General features: G+C 51.2%; 19 protein-coding genes. 11 read left to right on the top strand and 8 right to left on the bottom strand.

Annotated features, from left to right (window positions below):
- Positions 1 to 370 precede the first annotated feature (370 nt).
- The 3 genes from ACYVC2_RS08430 (at position 371) to ACYVC2_RS08420 (ending at position 3,119) form a co-directional block, all read left to right on the top strand.
- Positions 371 to 958, top strand: coding sequence for a hypothetical protein (locus tag ACYVC2_RS08430; RefSeq protein ID WP_461101865.1), 588 nt, complete (start codon positions 371 to 373; stop codon positions 956 to 958).
- A gap of 261 nt (positions 959 to 1,219) precedes the next feature.
- A complete protein-coding gene (locus ACYVC2_RS08425) occupies positions 1,220 to 2,167 on the top strand; it encodes a hypothetical protein (RefSeq protein WP_461101864.1) in 948 nt (315 codons plus the stop codon).
- 223 nt (positions 2,168 to 2,390) lie between these two features.
- Positions 2,391 to 3,119: a 3-keto-disaccharide hydrolase gene (locus ACYVC2_RS08420; RefSeq protein ID WP_461101863.1), complete on the top strand. Its 729-nt coding sequence runs from the start codon at positions 2,391 to 2,393 to the stop codon at positions 3,117 to 3,119.
- Positions 3,120 to 3,273: 154 nt separating this feature from the next.
- Here the strand turns inward: ACYVC2_RS08420 and ACYVC2_RS08415 are convergent, their stop codons facing one another.
- Together ACYVC2_RS08415 and ACYVC2_RS08410 are read right to left on the bottom strand one after the other, a co-directional pair.
- Positions 3,274 to 3,498, bottom strand: a complete 225-nt coding sequence (locus ACYVC2_RS08415; protein WP_461101862.1) for a hypothetical protein — start codon at positions 3,496 to 3,498, stop codon at positions 3,274 to 3,276.
- A gap of 153 nt (positions 3,499 to 3,651) precedes the next feature.
- Positions 3,652 to 7,266: a family 78 glycoside hydrolase catalytic domain gene (locus ACYVC2_RS08410; RefSeq protein ID WP_461101861.1), complete on the bottom strand. Its 3,615-nt coding sequence runs from the start codon at positions 7,264 to 7,266 to the stop codon at positions 3,652 to 3,654.
- Between the two features lie 128 nt (positions 7,267 to 7,394).
- On the opposite strand from ACYVC2_RS08410, the gene ACYVC2_RS08405 reads away from it, so the two are divergent.
- The gene (locus tag ACYVC2_RS08405) at positions 7,395 to 8,303 is read left to right on the top strand and encodes a helix-turn-helix domain-containing protein (protein ID WP_461101860.1); all 909 of its coding nucleotides are present in this window, start codon (positions 7,395 to 7,397) and stop codon (positions 8,301 to 8,303) included.
- An 80-nt stretch (positions 8,304 to 8,383) separates the two neighbouring features.
- The gene (locus ACYVC2_RS08400; protein WP_461101859.1) at positions 8,384 to 9,208 is read left to right on the top strand and encodes an SDR family oxidoreductase; all 825 of its coding nucleotides are present in this window, start codon (positions 8,384 to 8,386) and stop codon (positions 9,206 to 9,208) included.
- A 66-nt stretch (positions 9,209 to 9,274) separates the two neighbouring features.
- Here the strand turns inward: ACYVC2_RS08400 and ACYVC2_RS08395 are convergent, their stop codons facing one another.
- A complete protein-coding gene (locus tag ACYVC2_RS08395) occupies positions 9,275 to 10,315 on the bottom strand; it encodes a sugar phosphate isomerase/epimerase family protein (RefSeq protein ID WP_461101858.1) in 1,041 nt (346 codons plus the stop codon).
- A gap of 329 nt (positions 10,316 to 10,644) precedes the next feature.
- Between ACYVC2_RS08395 and ACYVC2_RS08390 the strand changes: the two genes are divergently transcribed.
- Entirely contained in the window at positions 10,645 to 11,694 is a 1,050-nt protein-coding gene (locus ACYVC2_RS08390) for a sensor histidine kinase (RefSeq protein ID WP_461101857.1), read from the top strand.
- Entirely contained in the window at positions 11,691 to 12,773 is a 1,083-nt protein-coding gene (locus ACYVC2_RS08385) for a sensor histidine kinase (RefSeq protein ID WP_461101856.1), read from the top strand. The genes ACYVC2_RS08390 and ACYVC2_RS08385 overlap by 4 nt, the downstream gene beginning before the upstream one ends.
- Before the next feature lie 13 nt (positions 12,774 to 12,786).
- Here ACYVC2_RS08385 and ACYVC2_RS08380 read toward each other — a convergent pair whose 3' ends face one another.
- On the bottom strand, positions 12,787 to 13,140 hold the full coding sequence (locus ACYVC2_RS08380; protein ID WP_461101855.1) for a hypothetical protein: 354 nt from the start codon (positions 13,138 to 13,140) through the stop codon (positions 12,787 to 12,789).
- Between the two features lie 310 nt (positions 13,141 to 13,450).
- On the opposite strand from ACYVC2_RS08380, the gene ACYVC2_RS08375 reads away from it, so the two are divergent.
- On the top strand, positions 13,451 to 13,864 hold the full coding sequence (locus tag ACYVC2_RS08375) for a hypothetical protein (RefSeq protein ID WP_461101854.1): 414 nt from the start codon (positions 13,451 to 13,453) through the stop codon (positions 13,862 to 13,864).
- Positions 13,865 to 13,976: 112 nt separating this feature from the next.
- Here the strand turns inward: ACYVC2_RS08375 and ACYVC2_RS08370 are convergent, their stop codons facing one another.
- Together ACYVC2_RS08370 and ACYVC2_RS08365 are read right to left on the bottom strand one after the other, a co-directional pair.
- Positions 13,977 to 16,874 (bottom strand): collagen-binding domain-containing protein, encoded by a 2,898-nt coding sequence (locus tag ACYVC2_RS08370; RefSeq protein ID WP_461101853.1) that lies wholly within the window; start codon positions 16,872 to 16,874, stop codon positions 13,977 to 13,979.
- A 711-nt stretch (positions 16,875 to 17,585) separates the two neighbouring features.
- A complete protein-coding gene (locus ACYVC2_RS08365; protein ID WP_461101852.1) occupies positions 17,586 to 17,915 on the bottom strand; it encodes a VOC family protein in 330 nt (109 codons plus the stop codon).
- 673 nt (positions 17,916 to 18,588) lie between these two features.
- Between ACYVC2_RS08365 and ACYVC2_RS08360 the strand changes: the two genes are divergently transcribed.
- The gene (locus ACYVC2_RS08360; protein ID WP_461101851.1) at positions 18,589 to 19,062 is read left to right on the top strand and encodes a response regulator; all 474 of its coding nucleotides are present in this window, start codon (positions 18,589 to 18,591) and stop codon (positions 19,060 to 19,062) included.
- A gap of 12 nt (positions 19,063 to 19,074) precedes the next feature.
- Here the strand turns inward: ACYVC2_RS08360 and ACYVC2_RS08355 are convergent, their stop codons facing one another.
- Entirely contained in the window at positions 19,075 to 19,890 is an 816-nt protein-coding gene (locus ACYVC2_RS08355; RefSeq protein WP_461101850.1) for a response regulator transcription factor, read from the bottom strand.
- A 423-nt stretch (positions 19,891 to 20,313) separates the two neighbouring features.
- Here ACYVC2_RS08355 and ACYVC2_RS08350 point away from each other — a divergent pair, with 423 nt between their 5' ends.
- Positions 20,314 to 21,249 carry an RraA family protein gene (locus ACYVC2_RS08350; RefSeq protein ID WP_461101849.1) on the top strand — a complete coding sequence of 312 codons (936 nt, stop codon included), beginning with the start codon at positions 20,314 to 20,316 and terminating at the stop codon, positions 21,247 to 21,249.
- A 63-nt stretch (positions 21,250 to 21,312) separates the two neighbouring features.
- Positions 21,313 to 22,194 (top strand): RraA family protein, encoded by an 882-nt coding sequence (locus tag ACYVC2_RS08345; protein ID WP_461101848.1) that lies wholly within the window; start codon positions 21,313 to 21,315, stop codon positions 22,192 to 22,194.
- 18 nt (positions 22,195 to 22,212) lie between these two features.
- Here the strand turns inward: ACYVC2_RS08345 and ACYVC2_RS08340 are convergent, their stop codons facing one another.
- Positions 22,213 to 23,562 carry a dihydrolipoyl dehydrogenase family protein gene (locus ACYVC2_RS08340; protein WP_461101847.1) on the bottom strand — a complete coding sequence of 450 codons (1,350 nt, stop codon included), beginning with the start codon at positions 23,560 to 23,562 and terminating at the stop codon, positions 22,213 to 22,215.
- Between the last annotated feature and the right edge of the window lie 58 nt (positions 23,563 to 23,620).

Here is a 23,620-nt window from a genome sequence, read left to right as displayed (position 1 = left end):
AGGTAATTTAGACGGGAGGCTAACCAATCAGAGGAGCTTCAATATCATCCAGTACAAATTGCTTACCTTGAAGAATAAAAAATATGCTTCGATAGAAGCACAAACAATTACCATTTGGCATAGCGGCAGTCCTGCCATGTTAACCGAACAGGTAGCCAGTAAATACGGTCTAAACAGAGGTCAACAGGTTACCCGGCAGCATAGAAGCCCAGCGAAACGGCGAAGAGTGTGTAGCCCTTTCTGACTTACTTTCTCCTGATGGAATCGCCTTCGCCACGCACAGTAATTTCAGCTCATGTTAAACAACATAATTCCTGGACCAGTTATAAAGCCGTTCATCATTATTCATTCACTAATAATACGAGTAGCAATGAGAAATTATCTGGCAGGTATGCTTTTGCTGGTGGCCATTTCAGCTTCAGCCCAGGAGTACAAACCTTTTAAAGTAAACGTATCCGTTGGGTATGCCAAGCCCTTTAAGGCTGGGGTGTCGGGTGGCTTTCTGGCTGCCGTCGAACCCAAATACGGTCTTTCCGACCATTTCGACCTGGGTCTTCGACTGGAACTGGCGTCGGTGGCACGAGGCATTCAGCAAAACGGTAATGTGGTCACGGGTGATGTAGGCACTTATACGTCTTATCTGCTGACCGGCAACTATCTGTTTACGGCAGGGAGCGTGCGGCCTTTTCTGGGCATAGGGCTCGGGTTGTATACGATTGGCGCAGCCGGTACGGTCGTTATTAGCAACAACGGGCAACCTAACCAGAATATCCAACTGGTGAGCGACACAAAATTTGGCGGACTAGCCCGGGCCGGTCTTAAAGCGGGCCATTTTGTCGCTTCGGTCGAATTCAACATCATACCGAGTTCCGATAATCTGTCCAATGTGCAAATCACCAGCGAAAACGCTTATCTGGGTATAAAAGTCGGTGCCGATATCGGTGGAGGCCGTCGCTAGGCGAATGCCAGCAGGATTCAGGCGCGTATGCTGGCGACAGCATACGCGCTTTTTTGTAAAGGCAGTCTGAACCGAAGCAGTCCCTCCAGCGGCTTCGGTTCAGACTGCCTTTACAATTTGGGGACAATTGCTGTCAGATTTAGGTCATTTGGTCAGCCTTCCGCAGGAAGCATCCTATATTTAGGCCGTATAAGGTGCTTTAGTCACTCCGCTCATTGCTTTTACGTTCATCTATTCCATTCCTCTTAGTCTGTAACGAAAATGATACACAAACCAATTGTCCGGTATTTGACCTGGGTATTCATCGCAATAGCGCTACTGGATTGTTCCGATCACCGGATACCAGCCGTCACCCCTGGGGCATCGGATGTCCGTCTTCGGGTCAAAACGATCACTCATGTGCTTGGTCTGGGCAATGATCAGGTAAAGGTCAGTGCGTTTCAGTATGACCTTCAGGGACGACTTGGTTCGATCGTCGCTTATCTGATTCCCGATAGCAGCCAGGGTCCTGTCGAGCGTAATACCTACCAGTACGACGCGCAGAACCGCCTGGTTCTTCATCAACGCACGATTACCCGACCCTCATTCTATCGCGGCACGACGGAGCAACACAAGATAACGTACAACGCCAATGGGCAGGTTGAAGCTATAAAATATTATAATGACAGCGATTCGCCGGGTACGCCTATTTTAACGTATACGGCGCTTCCTCAGTTTACGGCTCAGAATAAGCTGCAAAATTACCAGAAACAGCTAAGCCCTACTTTTCTCACCGGCTCAGGCGTTGTTCGCCGAGACGATCTGACCTTAAGTAACATCGTTTTCACAGGTGACAACCTAACAGCTTTTCATCGCCAGCGTACAACCAATGACATTGGCAGTTTTATTTCCACCGTCGACTCAGACGATTCGTTTACCTACGATGATCAGTTAAATCCGTTTTACGGGTTGTACTTTATCCCTGAACCGCTGGGTTATATCATAGACATTCGGCAACAGCTTCCTACTAATCAGATCTATTACTATGGCGGGCTGGACAACTGGCTCAACCTGAGCCGAAACAACATACTGACCTATACAACCTCGAATGCCCCATCGGTAACGACCTATCAGTACAATTACAACGCGGCTCATTTACCCATTTCGCGCACGATCAGTACGTCGAATACGATCTTGGAGCGGATCACGTACCAGTATGAATCCTATTGATCGGCGTACGAAACGTTTTATTTCTGTCCACTTCGCGACTGCCGGTTATCGATCTGATAATCGGCAGTTTCGCTTTAATCCACAATCTATTTCGAGTTCACCTCCCCGTCGGACCGGTGCTTCTGGCTGAAAGCCTGAGTAAGTAACGTTCACTTTATCCTTTCTTTCAGTGAACACTAACCCTATTCATCGCTCTTCCGGGAGGTAGGGCACACTACTAATTATGTCTTTCCATGTTTCAACAGTAGGCCTACTCCTGTGGTTTGCCACGACGGCTGTTCAGGCTCAACAGCTCAACACCCTATCGGCACAGGAAAAAAAGGAGGGCTGGAAGTTATTATTCGATGGCCATGATCTTAAAGGCTGGCACACCTACAACGGCAAGGGCGTGCCCGCATCCTGGAAAATTGAACAGGGGGTATTACACTTGGACGTACCGGCCACGGCAGGCGACAAACCGCGCGACGCCGGTGACCTGGTGACAGACGCCACCGTTTCGGGTGATTTTGAGTTCAAAGCCGAGTTCAAGATCGAAAAATATACCAATAGTGGCTTCTTTTTCTTTGTCCAGGAAGCTCCGCAGTATCCCAAAGTGTATACCACGGCGCTGGAGGTTCAGGTTGGCGACGACGCGCTATATCAGAAAGCGGTAGAACATGGGCATAGCTCCGGCGATCTTTTTGGCATAGCGGATGTGCGCATGCAGGAGCCCAAACCCCTGGGTAGCTGGAACCAGGTAGATGTTATGGTGAAAAAAAATAAGCTGACGGTTACCCTGAACGGCTTTGTGGTTCAGGAACATGACCTGACCAGCACCGACTGGAAACGGCGCGTGGCCGCCAGTAAACTGAAAGATGCTCCTTTCAGTAAGGGCAAATTGGCCGGGCGAATTGGTTTGCAGGATTGGAATACCAATGTCTGGTTCCGAAATATTAAACTGCGTACGCTTTAAGCGTGTGGCTGTCAGTTGATACGTGCTGTTCAACGAACGTGTAACCTTATGGCAAAGCCATCGACCGGCTAGCGACTCTAATCAGCATATCCCCTATCAGACAAGCCAGCCCAGGTCGACCTGGGCTGGCTTGTCTGATAAAAAGACCGTTCAGTCAGTGCAGCGAATTGGTTTTCCGGGTCAGCTCCCTGCGAACTTTGTCGGCTGCGGCTAAATCGGTCAGGGTTATGTTAAGCTGATGGCGCAGGGTCGGCGAAGCCGATAAAATTTCGCTGGCCATCTGAATCAGCATTGCGGCCGTGGCGGCTCCATCGACCTTACGGCGGGTAGCACGGGCGGGCTTGGCATAAGCTGTTTGCGAAAGGTTAAGTGACTCCATTATCGCTTGTTGTATGTTGTTTACGTTCTACCAATAGAACAAAAAAAAGTCTGTTTTCATCGCAGAAATAACGCTTTTTGGGCAGTTTACGGCTGTTTTTTTTCGATTAGCCGGCAGAAAATTCGCCTTTCAGCTAACAGAAAAACGGCCTCGTCAATCGCGAATGTCGAACGAATAAGAGCCCGAAGTCAGCGGTATGATAACCTGGTCTCTTTCCTCTTTTACCCCTTTCCATTGCCGGATGGCTCTGCCTTTTTCTTTGACCTGCCCGATATCCTTAGCTGGTAAAAAGAGCGTGGCCGTCGTATTGGCCGGAATGGTCGTTTGATACGTCCAGCCATTTCCTGTGAGTTTCCATGCACTGCTGATGCGGCCATAAATGGAATCGTAATACCCCTTCGCAAACGTCATTTTTTTGGTTGGATCGGGCGTCGGTTTCAGGACGATTTCTTTGAAACCAGCTCGTTGCGGATGCCGCTGGATACCGAGCGAATAATTGTACATCCAGGCGGCCACCGCCCCAAACGAATAGTGATTGAAGGAGTTCATGCTGTTGTTGCCGCCAAATCCGTTCTCAACCGTATACGAATTCAGGCGCTCCCAGATGGACGTTGCCCCATTTACTACCGAATACAGCCAGGACGGGTAATCCTGCTGTTGCAGCAGCCGGTAAGCCATGGCCGACTGGCCCGATTCAGAGAGCGCTTCAGTGATCGAGGCTGTTCCGATAAAGCCCGTCATCAGCGAATAGGCGGGCCGCTCTACTCCACCATCATCTTTGTTTTTCCGCTGGACGGATTCAGCTAAATACTGGGCAGCAAACGGCTTCGACTCGTCGTCGAACACGCCCAGCGCCAGCGGAATGGCATAGGAAGCCTGCGTGTCGATCGGTTGACCCTTGTCTGATGGCTGGTTCGGTGGCTGCTGGCTGGGCGGCCCCATAAACCCCGTCTTCATGCCCGACTTAACGGTTTTGTGGGTCTTTTTATCAACATAAATCTCGTTCCAGGCGGACTTAATCTCCTGGTGTCGTTTCCCGAACTGAACAGCGTCCTGCTGTTTACCCAACAGCGTGGCTACCCGGGTCATGATGTCCAGATCGTAGGTAAAATAGGCCATCCAGAACAGGGTGTTGTCGTTCTTAGCTCCTTCGGGGCTCAGCCAGTCGCCCAAAGGCCCCTCGTTCAGGATACCGGTCTGCCTGTCGATTTTGGTTTCCAAAAACTGGATGTACTGTTTCATGGCCTCGTAATGCTCAGTTAGGAGTTGTAGGTCGCCATATTGGCGGTACGTTTCCCAGGCTACGACAATACCCGCACTGCCCCAGAGCGTGCCGCCAAAACCACCGCCTATGGGGGCCACGTCGGTAAAACGGCCATTTTCGGCCTGCACGTCGCGCATGGCCAACAGGTGTCTTCTCAAAAACGAATCGGCATTGGTCAGGTAGGTGGCACTTTTCGAAAACACGGAAATATCTCCGCTCCAGCCCATGCGTTCATTGCGGGCGGGCGTATCGGTCGGGATCGAGAGAAAATTACTGCGAAGCGACCAGGTTATGTTTTGCCATAGCTTATTGACCAGCGCATTGGAGGTTTTATACTGCGACGCCAACGTGGATACAGAACTGATAACCAATCCTTTAATATCAGCTACGGGAATGGCCTGCTCAACCCCGGTCAGTTCCAGATACCGATAGCCGTGGAAAGTAAACCGGGGCTGTATGGTTTCCTCCCCCCCTTTCAGCACGTAGGTATCCTGCGTCAGTGCCGCGCGGATGTTTTCGAGCATGATCATACCCGTGTTACCTTTATAATCTGCCAGGTCCGGGTATTTTATTTCGGCATAGCGCATCGTAATGACCTGCCCTTTCTTACCTTTCCGAATCAGAATCCGGGGGAAACCGACCATATTCTGGCCCATGTCATACACAAAAACCGCTGGCCGAACTTCCGTTACACTTTGCGCCGACAGGCTTTTCACAATTCCGGCATTATTGCCCAATTGCCCGATCAGCCGAAAATCGGTATAGTCCAGCGTCGATTTCCGGCCCATAAAGTCGGTGAAGGTTCCTTTGTAAGCGGTTCCGTCCAGAGGCACCTCGACGGCGGGTTTCCAGCCAGCATCATTGTAGCCGACTGTGGTCCAGTTTTGTACCAGCGCTTCTTTCGTCGCATCGTAGACCTCACCCTGAAAAAAAGACCCGTATCGGATAGGCCCATCCGTAAAGATCCTCCATTCCTTCGGGTTCGAGGTAACGATCTGCTCAGTCCCGTCTGCGTACGTAATCACCAATTTGCTCAGCAGCGACTGTCGGTCGCCGAAATAATTCCAGCTTTCGCCACTATAGGTGATGTTGCCGCTCCACCAGCCTTCGCTGAGCCAGGCCCCCAGCGCCTGTTTCTGCCCCGATTTCAACGCGTTCGTCACGTCGTAGGTCTGGTACATGTGGTGTTTGTTGTATTGGGTCAGTCCCGGATTGAAATAATCATTGCCGATGCGAATTCCGTTCAGATACAGTTCGTAGATACCGCGGGCCGTAGCATAAAGCCGGGCTTTGGCGATGGGTTTAGCCTGCGTCGTGAATGTACTTCTGAGCATGGGAGCCGCATTTCGGCTCGGGTCGGCCGTGGTCAGCATCGGCCCTTTGATGGTGTAATGGCCATCGCCGACGGATAGATTGCCCGATTTAAAAATACCGTTGTAAGGCTGACTACCCAGGGTTTCGGTAAATAAGGCATTGGCCGGAAAGCGGAAGTTTCGGATTTCGACTTGCGAGAAATAGGCTGTCTGGTTGGCGTCAGCTTTAAACCCGACATCGGCTACCATCGGAAAACTAATGAAATTATTGCCGCTACCGACAGGATTGAGGTTAATACCGCGCGGACCAAAAGGCGACTGAGGCTCCATTGTTTTTTCCCGGAGTTTGTTGGCTTCTTCTTTACCATCCACCCAAATTTCGAACAAGCCAAAATTGCATTCGATCAGCACGGTATGTTTGTCGTATTTATTGGTATTTGAGATCAGTTTCTGCGGAATGTCGAGGCTTTTCACGGGAACATCCGCCCGATCGTCTTTTGTATACCCAGCCCGGTATAGATTGAGTCGGGCCACCCCTTCGCCCGATTCACTAACCCCCGATATATCGAGTTCAACAGCGATGTAGCTTTGGTTCCTGGCATTCTGAACACCCATTAGGTTTAGGTCTTTGTTCATCAGCCGGCGGTCATTGGCTCCCAAAATAAAAGCGGCTTTCGTCGAGTTTGTCGCTTTATCGAGTTGTAGTCCATACTGAATTTTAAACACCGACAGGTAGTGCGAATAAAAGACCAGATCGTCGTTACCGCCCCCTATCCAGGTAGCTCCCGACCAGGCCGATATCGCCGGGTTCATCAGGCCCGTTTCGAACCACGAGCCACTGGTAGCCAGCTTGTCTGAGTTGTCCCAGACCGACACGGTCCAGTCGTAACGGGTGGTAGGCCGGAGAGCATTGCCCGCGTAGGAAATGCCATGCGACAAACCCGAATTTATTTTTCCGGAATCCCAGACAAGCTGCTTTTTCGAATCTCTGACGACAAGGCGGTAGGCTTTCTGATAGTATCCCCGCTTGGCATCGAGCGCGTTCATCTGCCAGGAAAAATGTGGATTAGGCTGGTCGATCCCTAGCGGAGTCGGCTGATAATCGACGGCCAACCGATCGATCGAAACATCGGCAAGCGCCGGGTAAAGCAGGCTCATCCAAAGGAAAGTAAGCAGGAGTAGACATTTCATGGATTGTTGTATGGTTTACTGATGTAGGTTATAAGGCCAATTTTAACTTACTGGTGTGCGACAGTTATCTTTGTAAAAGTCCTTAGCGTACTGGTTTCCGGCCCGGTCGTCCGTTGATTTTTTACCCGATGCCATCCACTCAGACAATTGCCTTTTTACGGGATGCCAGCCAGACACCGGTGGTCCGGAATTACTACGAAAACTGGTCCATCCGCTCCTTCTGCCTCGATTTGTCTTCGGCCAGCAATTATCTTTCGCCCAACCGGCGGGACTTTTATAAAGTGCTGATGCTCACAAAAGCAAACGGTCTGTATACCGTAGGCACCAACACGTATGCAATTCAGGAACCCACGATCCTGTTCATTCCGCCTTCAGAAATCATCTCCTGGCAAAGCCGGAGTAATCAGTTTTTATCCTACTACTGTCTGTTCAGGAAATCCTTTGTAGACGAGTATCCGAACCTGCGGACCACGCTCGACCGCTACCGGCTCTTTGCAGACCCCGCCAAGCATGTTATCCGGATCAGCACCAACGACACGCCGGTGCTGATCCGGTTGTTTGAGCAAATGCATGAAGCCGAACAAGCGGGCGGACCACTCATGACCGATGCCATGCAGGCTTACCTGCAACTGATCCTGATCGAAAGCATCAGGGTCGGTAATTTTCCCACTCCCGATGCCGTCACGGACGATTACAAGCGTATACATCAGTTCTTCGATCTGCTGGAAAAAGAAACCGCTAACCTGCATTACGCCCATCCGGTACGGATCAGAACAGCCCGGGAATTTGCCGACGATCTGGGCGTATCGCCTAATCACCTGAACGCCCTGCTGAAAAAACATACCGGTCAGCCGGTCAGCGCACACATAAAAAACCGACTACTGGACGAAAGTAAAGCCCTGCTGCTCCAGACGGACTGGACCCTACAAGACATCGGCTATACGATCGGCTTTGCGGATCAGCCTAATTTCAGCGCCTTCTTCAAGCGAGCCACCGGGCTGACCCCGGCCAGTTTCCGGAAACAGCACCATCGTTGATTTTCATATAAACCCCGTTGGTTTTCTTATAAGCCCTTCGCTCCTTCCCTGGGACCTTTGTTTTGTTAAAGCAACCCAACATGGATAAGTCAACGAAAACCGTTTTAATTACCGGTACATCCTCCGGCTTCGGCAGAGCCGCCAGTAAACTGTTTGCCGCGAATGGCTGGAATGTTATCGCGACTATGCGTTCGCCCGAGCAGGAAAACGAACTAACCCAATTCAACAACGTACTCATTACCCGGCTGGATGTGCAGGATCTGACCTCCATCGAACAGGCTGTTAAAGCAGGCTTTGACCGCTTCGGCAGCCTGGATGCGCTGGTGAATAATGCCGGATATGGCTCCATCGGCATTTTTGAAACCGCCAGCCGCGAGCACATTCAACGACAGTTCGACGTCAACGTATTTGGGTTGATGGATGTCACACGCGCGGTGCTGCCGTATTTCCGCGCTCAGCGAAGCGGAGTAATCATTAACCTGTCGTCATTTGGCGGCCGGGTGGCATTACCGACCGGGACCCTGTATAATACCTCCAAATTTGCGGTGGAAGGCTTTTCCGAATCGCTGGCGTACGAGTCATCGGCCATCAATGTTCGGGTAAAGCTTATCGAACCGGGGGGCGTGTCAACCAATTTCGGTGCCTCACTCGATTTCATCACCAACACCCTGCCCGAATACGAAGACGTACGCACACGTTTTTTGAGCCGGTATGCTTCTCCCACAGCGCACCTGCAGCGGGCTACCGCCAACGAAGTTGCGCAGGCCATTTACCAGGCAGCTACCGACGGCACCGACCAGTTGCGCTATGTCGTCGGTCAGGATGCGGAGTTTTACATCAACACCCGGCAACAAAACCGCGATCAGGACTTCATCGACCAAATGCGCGCTTATTTTATCGACTGATCGGGCAGGTCGGCCGACAGAAGCTGACGTCTTGTTCCTGGCTCAGCTTCTGTCGGGAGTTTGCGGCTAAGCGTTTAGAGCATTCCGGCAAAAGTTTACGCATTTTTTCACCTCGGCCACCGCGTTCGATCCCGATGGAATCTGGTACTCCAGCTCGACCGTAGCCGGAAACGTATATTTCTGTTCGCGCATCAGCTTCAGCACCTGGGTCAACGGCGTATCGCCCTGGCCCCAGGGCAGGTTGCCTTTGCCATGATCGGCGGTCTGCCGGTCTTTGATGTGCATGCTGGCAATGCGGTCGTGCTTCTGCTTGATGAAAACCAGCGGATCGGGATTGCCAGCCGCTACGTAATGCCCCAGATCGAAGTTGATGGCGTTGGCCGGTGACTGCGCCAGGGCCGTATCCCAGAATGTGGGGGTTTGCTGCTCATGCCCATGGTAAGCAACCCGAATGCCGTGTTTTTCAGCCATCTTCCCCAGTTTGAGCGTGTGGGCATCGTTGCCTGGGTGTTCGAGCGTAACCTGATTGGCGCCGAGCAGCTTTGCCGCCCGCATACCGTATTCGATTTCAGCGTCGGAGCTTTGTACACCAAAGGCATCGGGTTTGAAACCGTAAATTTTCACCCCGGCCTGGTTATACATCTTGCGAACCTGCTCGAATTTGGCCATCGGTGCCGAAAGTCGCCACTTAGCCACTTCGGCCCGGTACGCTTTCATTTGTGCATCCACATCGGCGAGCTGTTTTTTCTCATCTTCGGTTAATTCCTGCTTCTGGAATCGTTTCCGCATCAGAGGGGAAACCGCTTTCATATCGACCGTATTTTTTGGGGCACCCACAAACGATTCGGCCGGACCACCCATGAGCTCGATGGCGCTGACGCCACTGTCCAGCACATACTGCAGAGTAGCTTCGGCGCTTTGATCGGGCATATCCCGGAACGAATAGGTGATGACTCCAATCTGCACTCCGTCGATCAACGAATTAGGCTTATCCAGTTGGCGAATGATGGCTGGCGCTCCGAAAAGCTTGTTACTACTCATGACCGCTCCCGAAACGAGTGTTGCCGTAGCGCCCAGAAACTGGCGACGTGTTGGCTGATTTTTCATGGCTTGAATGCTGTTGGTTTTATAGGTTATAGGAATATGTACTACCAGATGCGACTCGATCAGACCGATAAAGATAGTCGGCTGATTTTAAATTAAAAGGAGAAGCACAGCGCCGGGCCGGTATAATCGTCAGACACGCCGTGATTCCAGATGGGTAACCGATTTTTACCGACGAAGGCCGGTATCCTACGCAGATCCCGGCCAGTACGCTAACGCCTTGGTAGCATCGGCAGGGATAGCGTTGGTTATGAGTAGGCAGGATCTACGTTTCGTTCTGTTTCCGTAAAGCAAAAAAATGTTATTTTGCTAGCTATACCCAAAAGTACCCCGTGAACGTCCTCAACGATAAAAAATTACGAATAATCGGCCCGCTGGTTTTGTTCCTCGTGGGCACGTTGTTCTTTCGGCTGGACTGGTACTTTGAACTGTCGGCCGGTAAGCTGGTCCGGTCAGACCTTATTGCCCTGACGGCAGGCTACATCTGCTGGAATGTGGCTCGCTGGGTGGCGCTCCGGCTGCAAAACCGGTATCCGGGCTTAGCCAACACCCGTCGACGACTGCTCCGGATGGCTCTGCTCCTGCCGGTACTGGTCAACTTTGCCTGGCTGATCCGGCAGATAGCTCACGTGATCGTCAACGATGAGCTTTATATAAGCCAGTCCTTATCCGATTACACCTACGCCATCGGTATTCAGCTTTTTTACCACAGCATTTATTTCCTGATCTACGAAGGGAGTTATGTGCTCGACGCCTGGCAGCAAACATACGAACATAATGAACGGCTGAAGCGGAACAAACTCCAGCACCAGCTCGACACCTTGAAAAGCCAGATCAATCCGCACTTTCTGTTCAACAGCCTGAACTCGCTATCGATGCTGATTTACGATAATCCAAAGCAGGCGGAGAAGTTTGTGGATGAACTGAGCAGCGTTTATCGATACCTGCTGCGCGCCAACGACCAGGAATTAACTACGCTGGATCGGGAACTTCAGTTTATTCGCTCGTATTATCAATTGCTCAAGACCCGCTACGGTGTCGGAATCGAACTGCGCGTAGCCGTCGAGGACTGGGAGTTGGCGTATCGGATTCCCCCGCTGACGCTACAGCTACTGGTTGAGAACGCCGTTAAACACAACGTTATTCTGCCCAACCGACCGTTGATCATCGAGATTCTGACCCGCGATGGGCGTCTCATCGTGCAAAACAACCTGCAACGAAAAACGATAGCCGTTCCCTCCGACAAGGTTGGTCTAACCCATATTGCGGCCAAATACCGGTTGCTGGCCCACCGCGACATCACGATCGAGGAAACGAGTGGCCAGTTTGTCATTACCCTACCGCTGCTGGCCACCCAGCCCGAATCTGAAACGGCGCCATGAAATCCTTCGACGACCTCCGACTCCGTTTACTCGGCCCGGTGGGGCTCTATATCTTCGTGAGCGTTTTTTTCCGGCTCGACCTGTATCTCAACCTGTCGTTTCACAGGTTTCTGATCAATGTTACGGTAGCGGTCACCTCCGGAATTATCTGCTGGCAAATAGCCCGGGAAGTTGTGCTCAGACTTCAGCAGTACTACCCTGGCCTGGCCAACACGCGCCAACGGCTGTGGTGGCTGCTGGCTTCGCTGCCCGTATTGGTGGGGTTTGCCTGGTTCCTGCGTCATGTGGTGCGCTTCCTGATTCAGGGAACGTTTCAGTACTTCAGCACGCCCGTCGAACTGAGCCGAAATCTGGGTATCCAGATTTTCTACCATTTCATTTATTTTTCCTTGTACGAAGGCTGGTACGTGTTGCGGGAGCTCCAACGCGAAACGGTAGAAACCAGTATGCTGGAAAAAGTATCGCTGCAAAGCCAGCTCATGTCGCTACAACAGCAGGTGAATCCGCATTTCCTGTTCAATAGCCTCAATTCACTCTCGTCGCTAATCGGCGACAATCCTGTTCAGGCCGATGCGTTCCTGAACGAGTTGACGGCGGTTTTTCGCTACCTGCTGCAGGCCAGCGAACACCGGCTGGTGCCCCTCCGCAACGAGATTGCCTTTATTCGGTCGTATTTTCATCTGCTTCAAACGCGCTACCAGGCCGGTCTTGTTCTGGACTTAGCCATCGACCCAGCGGTCGAACAGGGGCTTATCCCTCCGCTGACGTTACAGGTACTGGTCGAAAATGCCGTTCGTTATAATGTGATTCTGCCCGGCAAACCCCTGCATATTCGCATTTACACCACACCCGATCAGCGACTGTTTGTAGCCAATACACTCCAGCGTAAAATTCTGCGTGTCGAAGTAGCCGGAGCAGGGTTAGGCAACCTGGCTACCCGTTATGAGCTGCTCAACGAAGGCAAACTGGTTATTGAAGAGCAACCCGGATGGTTTGTAGTGAGTTTACCCCTGGTTAGCGAAGGCCGCCTGGCCGAAGTGGGAGAACGTGATGCGTCTGATCATGTATCCATTGGCTAAGGGAAACAGAGTATTACTCCACCGATGACTCACGAATTTTCGTTCTGATCCCCTCAAGCCAGATCCATCGCCGGGCAACAATCAGCAAGTCATACTCGCCCGGTTTTTGGGTTGGCCGGACAAAGCTCGACGTATTGATACTGGCATGCTGAAAAAACAAATTAGCCAGCAGATGCGTGGGGTTGCTGTGGGTAGCCGTTTTGGCGGCACCGATAAGTCTGATATCCGTTCCCTTTAGCGATTCTTCTTTCCAACCGCGCACATTCCACACCCACATACGAACCGCTTCAACTGGAAAAGTTGATTCGGAAATCCACAAAAATGAGTGCTGACCCATCAATTCGGTCAGGGTGCGGTAGAGGGACATACCTTAATCGAACCTCCGGTTGAAAGCTCTAAGCTATCATTTATAAATGAATTATTTACTGTTTTATTCATGCTTTAGTATGGCATAGCTATCCTATCATTGCGGCCTTATACAGAATGTTTCTTCTTCTGTCGGTTTGTATCATCCTGCTCATTGAGTCGTTCCAACGTTATGGTATATATACTGTTTTCGAGATCATAAGGACCATCGTTTCGTGACATTACCATTCATTCAGCGTTATAGAGGTGATAGCATTCAGAGCACAAGTCCGCTATTCGTCAAGCTTATGCCTAAGAAAACTATATCCGGAGTGATTCTATTTTTAGTGAGCCCGTTTACTTTTGCTCAGCAAGTGGCCAATTACTCATACGGAAAACCCGGTAGCGACACGTACGAAGAAATAGGCTTCTGGGTCCGCAGCAATAAACCTTCTGACATAAACTACCTGTACGGCAAAGATCGAAAAGAAACGAAGCTGCGGTATGCAGGCAAAGGGCGCTTAAACGGTGAGGCCGGTTTTAAGGTAAGGTTCCCGAATGGCCTGACTCTTTATGTCGTTCCTAAGAAAGCGGATCTGTTGCTTTCCGATTTAGCCGGCAAGTACGTTAGGCGGTTCACCTGGCATTACGAGGGGCCAGTCGATGGTATAGGCACGTTTTGCCAACCCTGCGCTCCCGACCAGAAAGCGGCAATGAACCTGATGAGGCACTACTTTCTCAACTGAGTGAGGCAGGAAAGCATCGCAATTCCGGCTTTGGGAAAATCAAAAATCAGCCTCCAACCAACAGGGAGTTAGTTTGGGGCTGATTTTTGATTTTTCCAGATGACCGTATCGTTTATTGCTGGAAGTAGTCGATTTTGTCGGCGTCGCTGTTGTTATCGAACAATACTTCGCCCCCGCTACCCGCCTTAATGACAACACTTGCAGTCAGTGTACCGGTTGTAGCACCGGGCGTCAGTGCACCCGTCAGACCGAAAGAAAGATGCTCTCCGGCAGCAATGACTTGATTGGTTGTCAGGACATAGAATCCGTCGGACAGTCCGGCGAAAGTCCAGCTACCGTTCTGTACCGGACGCCCGCCTACCATTGTCAGCGTATTGTCGAAGCTCAAAGCCGTTTTAGCGTCCTTGCTGACCCGGACGGTGATCAGACCGTTGGTAGCCACGCCGTTCAATTCAAACACATCGATTACGTAGGAAATAGGCGTCGTACCCGAGACTGTGGACGGACGGGCATAAATAATCGGGGTCAGATCCGGTACGACGAAGAAAGGCATGGTGACCAGGGCTGGTGGGCTGTCTTTGCCTGCGGCATCCCGCTCGGAGTAAGTGAAGGTCACACTCACCGGACCGTCGGCCGGATCGACCGTCAGCAGGCTGGGATCGTAGGCTGGAATCACCTGGCCGACCGTCACTGCCGTACTGTTGTAGTACAGAGTCCCCGTCGATCCGGTCGGCAGCGTCTGGATGACGACCGTGTTGGTTTTGCTGGTGCCCGTGTAGGTGCCGTCCTCAGGATCCGAACCCGTCAAGGTCGGTACCGTTACTGTATAGTCTTCCTGAGGGTTTGCCTGGCTGGCCGCCGTTTTGGGATCGGCCGTTGGCAGCCGCTCTACGCCAAAGTTGACATTGGTCACATTCGATGTACCAACCGCCACGGCGATGACTCCGTTGGGCAGCCCGTCGTTGCCCGCTGTGGCACCGATGTTCTCTCCCGTGTTGATCACTCCCCCCGTCAGGGCTGCGCTGGGTGGGGTAACCCCTACCGTGCCCGGCGTGTTGCTCAGCACTACCGAGTACGAGCTGTTCTGTGTAACGCCCGTAAACGTAAATGTTCCGTTGGTCAGTAAGGTCGTAGCAACGACGTTGCCGGTACTGCCGCTTACCAGATTGGCCGAGAAAATATTTCCCGAAAGGACACTGACCGGTGTGCCGTTGATGGTATTATCTACCAGGCCGTTGGCATCGTTGAAGACATTACCAGTAATAATGACCGTAACGGGCGCTGGATTGATAAACGTGATGGTGACCAGGGCTGGTGGGCTGTCTTTGCCTGCGGCATCCCGCTCGGAGTAAGTGAAGGTCACACTCACCGGACCGTCGGCCGGATCGACCGTCAGCAGGCTGGGATCGTAGGCCGGAATCACCTGGCCGACCGTCACCGCCGTACTGTTGTAGTACAGAGTCCCCGTCGATCCGGTCGGCAGCGTCTGGATGACGACCGTGTTGGTTTTGCTGGTGCCCGTGTAGGTGCCGTCCTCAGGGTCTGAACCCGTCAAGGTCGGTACCGTTACTTTGTTAGTACCTCCTGGATTCAGTTGACCCGATAAGGTTTTGGGATCGGCCGTTGGCAGCCGCTCCACGCCGAAGTTGACGTTCGACACACTCGATGTACCAACCGCCACGGCGATGACTCCGTTGGGCAGTCCGTCGTTGCCCGCTGTGGCACCGATGTTCTCTCCCGTGTTGATCACTCCCCCCGTCAGGGCTGCGCTGGGTGGGGTAGCCCCTACCGTGCCCGGCGTGTTGCTCAGCACTACCGAGTACGACGTATTTTTAGAAACACCCATAAACCCATACATGCCATTGGTCACCAAGGTGGTCGATACGACTTTTCCTGTGCTGCTATTGACCAGACTGGCCGAAAAATTATTGCCGGCCAGGCTGCTCACCAGGGTACCATTGACGGTGTTGTCCACCAGACCGTTGGCATCGTTGAAAACGTTCCCCCAGATTGCCACCAGTGCATTGGTCAGCGACAGGTCCGCATTGAAGGGGTAATGGTGCATTTCCCCACCGGAATGAACGAAGGAGTTGGCAATCAGCTGACCTTCGATATTAGCCTGATTGCCCGTTTTGATCACATCGGCCAACGGAGCGAGGAGGCTCCCCTCGATCGTCGCACTTCCTGCAATCGTCAGTTGGGTTGTATTGTAGAAGTTCCACAGTATAAAGGGTGCATTGCCGCCCCCAACGCCACCAAGGCTGGGTGTCGTCCAGGTAAAGGCACCGGCGGCATCGACATTGATTACCAACACCTGGGCGGAACCCGGAGAGTCTTTGTAAGTTAAATTCTGAATCTGATTCAGATCGGCACCCGTTACATTCCAGACGTTGATTCCCGAATACAACCCGATTTTAACCTGACTAGGCAGGTTGGTGCTGCCGATGGGTTGTTCGTTGGCATTCAATAATTTAACCCGAGCGGCCAGTTGAGAGATACTGATTGAATTATTCTTTAGGGTAGTAAAAGCGCTGGCAAAGTCGACGACGTTCGACTGGCAGACCAGTCCAGCGTTTTCGATGGCGGCATTCGCGTTCTTGTTGATGAGGATATTCGGCGAATCGCCGTAGCCAGCCGCTGCTTTCGTAATTCGGATAGTCGAGTAGGTGTTGTTATTATCTTTATACCACACCTTCAGCGCATCGGTGGCGGCATTGCCCCCACAGGCACCGATCTGTGCCAGCGTACTACTGTTCACCTGAAGCGTGCCATTCTGAAGTTTTACGCCCCCCCCTACCAACAGGCCAAGTGTGTTGCCGCCAATCGTAACCCCACTGTGTGTAGCTACCTGATAATTACCGTTGACGGTCAGGTTGCCACCTACACCGACAGCCCCGTCGGTTTCATTGGTAGTCAGTGTCGCATCGTTGGCCAGAAACACGTTGAAGTTCTTTGCTTCAACGAGCGGGTTCTGAGCCTGAATCGTCTTCGATTGGCTCAGCAGAACCAAGAAACTGAGTGATAGAACCCGAAGTAAAATCTGATTGAACTTCGCTATGGTTACCGTACTAAAATCTAGATAACAAACCGATTTAGTAGTGAATAGAGGTAGTTTATTTGTTTTCATCAAGACAGTTTGTACTGAGTAAGACCAAGTTTACAGAACCCTATTAGGCATTCATGTTGATTCTGCATTTGCAATAATTGACGTCAAATTCAGCTTGAAGTCACTATTAATTCAAAAAAAACTGTCCTGTTTTATTTCTATTTCGCAAAACATGATATTTATACCTAAGTATTTAATAATCAATGACCTGAAAGTATACAGAGCGTAGCTTATGACAAGAAATTGTTATAAAAACTGCTATAAATTATTATTGTGTTTAAAGCTTTTATATATCTTAAACTTGATACAGGCAGGAGGTTAAAAGAATGCAAAAATGTTTTCAGCTCAGTATAGCGTTTTAAAAAGCCTATTCTTGTTTTTCACTTATTTTATCGCGATATATTAGTACATTTACCTATGTCAAATCTGATTTACTCATTGTAGTGTCGATCCACTTGGGTTTATTCTTAAACTTTTATTTTGCGAAAAATTTTTCAGTCAAAACATAAGCGTTCGCTTAGCGAAAGTCAGTCCTGTTTCTATGGCTGCCCTAGTTTGCCTGTAGACTGATGCTCTGCCTGCCCTGTTTTCTCACCTTTTCGGTACTACTTCCCCTCAGTTATTCACCATCCCGTATGGTCGAAGTTCAAGCAGATTTCCTATGGGATCATGAAAAAGGCAGGTATTCGTTCCTCGGGCAACGGATGAGGCCACTTCTTCCGGGCTGAAGTGATCAGCAAGTACCTGGAAGGCATCCTTAGGAAGACTAATCGACAAATGACTGGGCGATACGCATCTGTCGAGTCGGTGAAAGGTCAGCTGAGTCCATCCGATCAATACGGTCAACTGAGTCGCCGTATGGGCCAGCAAAGGCATTCCTAACCGACGGACGTAGAAAAGGCGTATAGACTCCAGATTTGTCGTGTAAAGCTCGAAGGTTTTCATGCTGATAAGACGAATTGGTTTGATTCGTCAAAACTGAATCAGACACCCTCCGAAATCAATCTGAACCTGTATGAAGCTCAGAAAACGACGAATGAATTGTGGACGTGCTTACTTGGTTGGCCGAAATAGTTTGCCGAAGCACTATCTACGAGCGAACAAACCGACTGATCGCTACTCTCGGACCTCTACTGGCAGTCCGACTCGGCAAGGGTTCCGGGCAAGTCAATATGGCTATACGTAAGGATTGCCGACAGGCGGGCGGGCGCCGACGATACAAGCCAGTTCGGATGTTGTATCAGCACAGGGTGAGTTTTATTGTTTTCAGAGGGCTGTAGGCTTCAGATAGTAGTTTCCTGCCAGGGGTAAGACAGCGCTGAGCATTGGTCACCCCTGGCCGAAAAATAGATCAGGTCAAACCGCTGAACGGAGCGCAGAAGCGTTTCCGATCGGTTAAGCTGGCTACGCCTGACTGAAGCGGTTTGCCGCCGGAAATTAGGCCCTGACGATACGCTACTCTATTTTACGAGCGCTTTTGTACGGTCTGAATTGGTGATTTTTGCCCTGACTATCGGTTATTTTATTGTTACTTTTATTTTATTTAGTAACGAACCCTAGTAGGTTGATAGATTCTATGTAACTTAGACCATTATTTTTCACTCAACGGCAAGCTGTTATGAATAGTACCCACAAGGCCCAGGATAATTATAAACGAGCTAAGCTTTTCGTCATCGAGGACAGTATCGACCATTGGCTGCTAATTCGAAAAGCCATGCAGCAGTGTCTTCCAGAAGTTACTCCCGTACATGTTCATGGTTCTGAAGATGCCCTGACGTTGCTGCGTGAATGGGGTACTCAGGAATGGGAACTGCCCAAATTGATTATTCAGGACTTATATCTTCCTACCCGGGAAGACGGCTGGAGTCTGCTTAAACAAATAAAAAATCTGAGCGCACCCTGCAGTCGTATCCCGCTGGTTATGTTAAGTTCGTCCAACGACCCGAACGATATCGACGAAGCCTATCAATATGGCATCGCTTCGTACATGATCAAACCAACTGATTTCAGTGGGTGGCTGATGTACTTTAAAGAATTACGCAACTACTGGTGGGAAACGGCTACTCTGCCGCCTGTGCAGTTCTCGATTTGACAACCTGCTTCATTAGCGATTTGCTCTCGGCAGCGTGACAACCTGCAGCCAGAAACGGCAAATCCGATCGATCATTTGCTCAAAGCGTATCGGCTCCGGCGGCATGGCAACAACCGAGTTTGCCTGTTGCTGGTATCCATCGATAACCAGTTGGTCTGTCGGCAATACCAGCAGGATGACCGGAATCGTGCCAAAGGCTTTATCTTCTTTCAACTTCTGGAGAGTATTTAACCGCTCCCGCGTTGCCGTTGTGGCATCCAGCAACAGCAGAGCCGGATAATCCGATTTAGGCAACTGCCTCAGCAATTCGGGCAGTGCCGAACTTTGCTGAACGCTATGAAACTGGTAGGTTGGCCAATTCTGCCGAACCAGCTTTTTGGTTAGCCCGGCTTTTTCTGCGTTATCAGTAACGAGCCAGATCGATGTTGTGGCCGGCAATGACACAGGTACGACTGCGGGCACATCTGGTAATACGGTAGCCCCCGTCGTCCTGATCGCATATTGATTGGCAGACTGATGGTTTTGTAATCGTTCGATTACTTCGGTTAATCGACGGCGACTAACCGGAAACGTTTCCCCATTATCCAGACATACCTGGCCCGCCATTTTCTTACGAGCGGGCTGATGCAGGCTTTTGACGCAGGCCGGATTGATGAGTACCGTCTTATGGATTCTGATAAAATCAGGCAATTGACTCTCCAGATAGCTGATGGGCTTGGCTAGCAATTTTTTCTCGCCATTCTGGAAATACAGCCAGCAATAGTTACTGGCACCCGCGAAGTAAGCGATTTGTTCAGGATGTTGAAGAGCAGGCTTAATAACACTCATTAGCAGATGGATATGATGTTGGAACGCGTGTGGAGGTTCCAACTTTTGTGCTTACACATTGACAGATCGCCTAATTACTCAGCCTTGGTCAGCCAGGATTCCGGCTTAACCACAGATTTTTCATCGATCTTTACAGAAAACGTTTCCATAACTATATCTGTAACCGTGTTCCAGAAATGAAGGTTATTCGATGCCCGGTAGTAGGGCATCAGGACGAAAAATAGTGAGGTAACGGCCCTGAAGACTGCCTTAGCAGATCGTTCGAACCCGGAACGCGGAGACTCCTCCCGGATTGGCAAATCCAGGGGGCCACAATTCCTCCAATGGCAGTATTTTATGAGCTAAACCGGCTTTTGTAAGCAAGCCAGAGCGATTTCGGTTGTTGCGAAAAGCTCGGTACGACCCTTAAAAGCCAATGTAAGAATGATAACGCACACACGATTCCTCTTGACCGCTGCCCTGCTTTCGGGGAGTTTACTAACCCAGGCTCAACGCATTGGCTCCTCGCCCGAATACGTGACCGCCCTGACCGCTAACTGGAAAGGCGAACGAACACCAGACGGCCGGCCGAAAGTAACGGATCTGGTGCTGGAACGCCTGCAAAACTGTACGCTGGAACAAATCTGGGGCTACCTGGGTAATCGCGGCTATCGAAATCAGGTGGAGAAAAACTGGATCATCCTCAAACCCGGCGAAACCATGACCGGCCGGGTCGTAACGGCCCAGTTTATGCCCACTCGACCTGACCTCGATAGCCTGGTCCGGGCGCAGGGTAAAGCCGAAGGCCGGGCGCAGAAAGGCGGTATCAACATCTGGCCGATCGATATCTTGACTAAAGGCGATGTGTACGTGGCCGATGGGTACGGCAAAATTAAAGATGGCACGCTGATCGGTTCCAGCCTGGGCAACGCCATCTACGGAAAAACCGGCAAAGGAGTTATCTTCTACGGGTCGATCCGGGATATGCAGGAACTGAAAGATACCAAGGGGTTCAACGCCTGGGTAAAAGGACACGACCCGTCGTATATTAAAGACATGACGCCAACCTCCATCAACGCGCCGATCCGCATTGGCGACGTAACCGTATTTCCGGGCGATGTGGTGTTCGCCAACGAATACGGGGTTGTGTTCATTCCAGCGCATCTGGTCGAAGGTTTAGTGTCGGCTTCCGAAATGACCGGGCTGCGGGATGAATTTGAACGTGTACTTTTGCAGCAGAGTAAATACCCATCCGGCGAAATCCACGGGGACTGGTCGGATAAGATCAAAGATGAATTCAGAGCGTGGGTGGCCAAATACCCCAAGAAGTTAGCCATCACGCAAAAAGATTTGGAAGCGTATTTAGCCAAGGGCCATTAATTGACCAGACCAATGAAATTCAGAAGTACCTGCCTAATTTTACTGATTACGATTTGTTGCGGGATGAGCGCTTCGTTCGCCCAAACCATTCCGAAAGATGAACTGGTATTCTTCACATCCGAGTGGAAAGGCGACCGCTTTCCCGATGGCCGGCCCAAACTACCGGATGCGCTGCTGGAACGGGCCAAAAATATTGGTATCGACGATGCCTGGACGGTGCTGAAGAACGAAGGATATGTCAACCAGTTTGAAGGCGGCTGGAAACTCATTAAAGACGACGTGCCGGTAATTGGCCGGGCGGTTACGGCGATGTTCATGCCCAGCCGCCCGGATGTCGAGAAACACATCAAAGAGCGGGGGATAAACCAGCAGGGCCGTAAAGGAAACACGAACACCTGGCCCATTGAAGTCCTGACTAAGGGCGATGTGTATGTGGCCGATGCGTTCGGCAAAATTGGCGGTGGCACGCTGGTAGGCGCTACGCTGGGCAACGCGATCTTTAGCAAAACCGGCAACGGGGTGATCTTCAACGGAGCCGCCCGCGACCTTCAGGAACTACAAAATATCAAAGGCTTCAACGCTTTCGTTCGCGATTTCCATCCGTCGTTTCTGGAAGAAATGGTGCTGATGGGTTTGAACGCACCGATCCGAATGGGCAACACCATGGTGTTGCCCGGCGATCTGGTAATTGCCCAGCGGGAAGGGGTTCTGTTCGTTCCGGCGCACATGGCCGAACAGGTCATTACTACCTGCGAGTTCGTTACCCGCAAGGACCAGTTCGGGTTCGAAATGGTTAAGTCGGGCCGGTACACGACCGGGCAGATCGATAGCCAGTGGACCGACGAGATCAAAACCAATTTCCTCAAATGGCTGGGTGGCCATCCCGAACTAGGTACTATGACCCGTCCCGAACTGGACAAGGTCATGAGCAAACGTACCTGGTAGCCCCTGACGACCAGCCGCTTAGTCCGGTAGCATCGAACTCAGATCGGAACCGTGGGTCGGATACGCCAGCAGCGTACTGCTTAAGTCTTTCGCAGAGATCTTGTGTTTTATGGCCAGTGTAAACAAATTGATCAGTTCTTCGCTGCCCGAACTGAGCAGATGAGCGCCCAGAAGCTGATCGGTCTCCGCATCAACGATCGTTTTAAATCCTGTAAACGACTCGTTGATGCGTCGGCTGGTATACCAGTCGGCCGTTTCCTGAAAGAGCACCTTTGTTTTCCGCCCCTGCTGCTTAGCCTGCTCTTCGGTCAGGCCTACCGACGCCAGCGTCGGAATCGTAAACACAGCCGTCGGCACGGGATCGTTGGCAAAGGTCATCTGGTTTCCGTTCAGCAGGTTTTGGGCCACAATACGCCCTTCGTAAGAAGCAAGTGGAGTGAGCGGCAACCCCTTGTTTGCAACGTCGCCACAGGCATATACCGACGGATTCGATACACTTTGCAGCTGTTCGGTTACGGTTATCCCCTTTTCGTCAGTGATTACATTGGCCTTATCGAGGGCTAATTCGGCAACGTCGGCCACCCGCCCAGCCCCATGAACGACCAGTTTCGCCGGAACCGAACGGGCTTGTCCTGCTTGCTGGTACTGAACCGTCAGACTTCCTGCTTCCCCTTCGATAGCCACCACTCGCGCTTCTGTTACCAGCTGAATGCCAATAGCTTTCATAGCTTTTGCCAGTAAGTCGACCAGGTCGGCGTCGAAGCTTTCCAGCGGGCGCTTTCCCTCATGCAGAATCGTTACCTTCGCCCCGGCGCGGGCCGCAATATGCGCAAACTCGAAGGCGATATACCCTCCCCCGATCATAACGATTTCGTCAGGCAGCTCCGCCAGGTCCAGAAAGCCCGTGCTGTCGGTTAGTAAGTCTTCGCCGGGAATACCGAGCGGTTTGGGTCGCTGCCCGGTAGCAATGACGATGCGGTCGGCGGTCAGCTCATCGGCACCAACACGCAGGGTATTCGGTGATTGAAACCTTGCTGCTCCGTGAAAAAAATGAATGTCCTGGTCTTTAAACTGTTGTTCGGTTCGACCCGGTATCGGCTCCGTAAAGGTCTTTTTGAACGCAATCAGGTCTGGCCAGTTGAGGGTAGCTTTCGTCTGAATGCCCTTTCCGGTCAGCTGTTCCGTTCGGGCAATGAGTTCGGCCGCTCCCACCAGTATTTTTTTTGGGTCACAGCCGCGTTGCGAACAGGTGCCACCAAAGGGTAATTTATCGATAATCGCTACACTTTTCCCGGCCTTCCGGACGGTTTCTGCAACTGTTTTTCCGGCGGAACCCGTGCCGATCACAATAAGGTCGAATGCCTGCATACCAAATAGTCAGTAAGATGGTTTATCTATAACTTCAAAAAGCGGCTATCGGCTAAAA

The sequence above is a fragment of the Spirosoma koreense genome, from assembly GCF_054777875.1.
Note: the sequence above shows the minus strand (reverse complement) of the source record. Positions and strands in the feature narration are given on the sequence as shown.

Bases quoted from the DNA above. Each gene is read 5' to 3' on its own strand.
- ACYVC2_RS08430 (WP_461101865.1), top strand. From the start codon at position 371: ATGAGAAATTATCTGGCAGGTATGCTTTTGCTGGTGGCCATTTCAGCT.
- ACYVC2_RS08425 (WP_461101864.1), top strand. From the start codon at position 1,220: ATGATACACAAACCAATTGTCCGGTATTTGACCTGGGTATTCATCGCA.
- ACYVC2_RS08420 (WP_461101863.1), top strand. From the start codon at position 2,391: ATGTCTTTCCATGTTTCAACAGTAGGCCTACTCCTGTGGTTTGCCACG.
- ACYVC2_RS08415 (WP_461101862.1), bottom strand. From the start codon at position 3,498: ATGGAGTCACTTAACCTTTCGCAAACAGCTTATGCCAAGCCCGCCCGT.
- ACYVC2_RS08410 (WP_461101861.1), bottom strand. From the start codon at position 7,266: ATGAAATGTCTACTCCTGCTTACTTTCCTTTGGATGAGCCTGCTTTAC.
- ACYVC2_RS08405 (WP_461101860.1), top strand. From the start codon at position 7,395: ATGCCATCCACTCAGACAATTGCCTTTTTACGGGATGCCAGCCAGACA.
- ACYVC2_RS08400 (WP_461101859.1), top strand. From the start codon at position 8,384: ATGGATAAGTCAACGAAAACCGTTTTAATTACCGGTACATCCTCCGGC.
- ACYVC2_RS08395 (WP_461101858.1), bottom strand. From the start codon at position 10,315: ATGAAAAATCAGCCAACACGTCGCCAGTTTCTGGGCGCTACGGCAACA.
- ACYVC2_RS08385 (WP_461101856.1), top strand. From the start codon at position 11,691: ATGAAATCCTTCGACGACCTCCGACTCCGTTTACTCGGCCCGGTGGGG.
- ACYVC2_RS08380 (WP_461101855.1), bottom strand. From the start codon at position 13,140: ATGTCCCTCTACCGCACCCTGACCGAATTGATGGGTCAGCACTCATTT.
- ACYVC2_RS08365 (WP_461101852.1), bottom strand. From the start codon at position 17,915: ATGAAAACCTTCGAGCTTTACACGACAAATCTGGAGTCTATACGCCTT.
- ACYVC2_RS08360 (WP_461101851.1), top strand. From the start codon at position 18,589: ATGAATAGTACCCACAAGGCCCAGGATAATTATAAACGAGCTAAGCTT.
- ACYVC2_RS08355 (WP_461101850.1), bottom strand. From the start codon at position 19,890: ATGAGTGTTATTAAGCCTGCTCTTCAACATCCTGAACAAATCGCTTAC.
- ACYVC2_RS08350 (WP_461101849.1), top strand. From the start codon at position 20,314: ATGATAACGCACACACGATTCCTCTTGACCGCTGCCCTGCTTTCGGGG.
- ACYVC2_RS08345 (WP_461101848.1), top strand. From the start codon at position 21,313: ATGAGCGCTTCGTTCGCCCAAACCATTCCGAAAGATGAACTGGTATTC.
- ACYVC2_RS08340 (WP_461101847.1), bottom strand. From the start codon at position 23,562: ATGCAGGCATTCGACCTTATTGTGATCGGCACGGGTTCCGCCGGAAAA.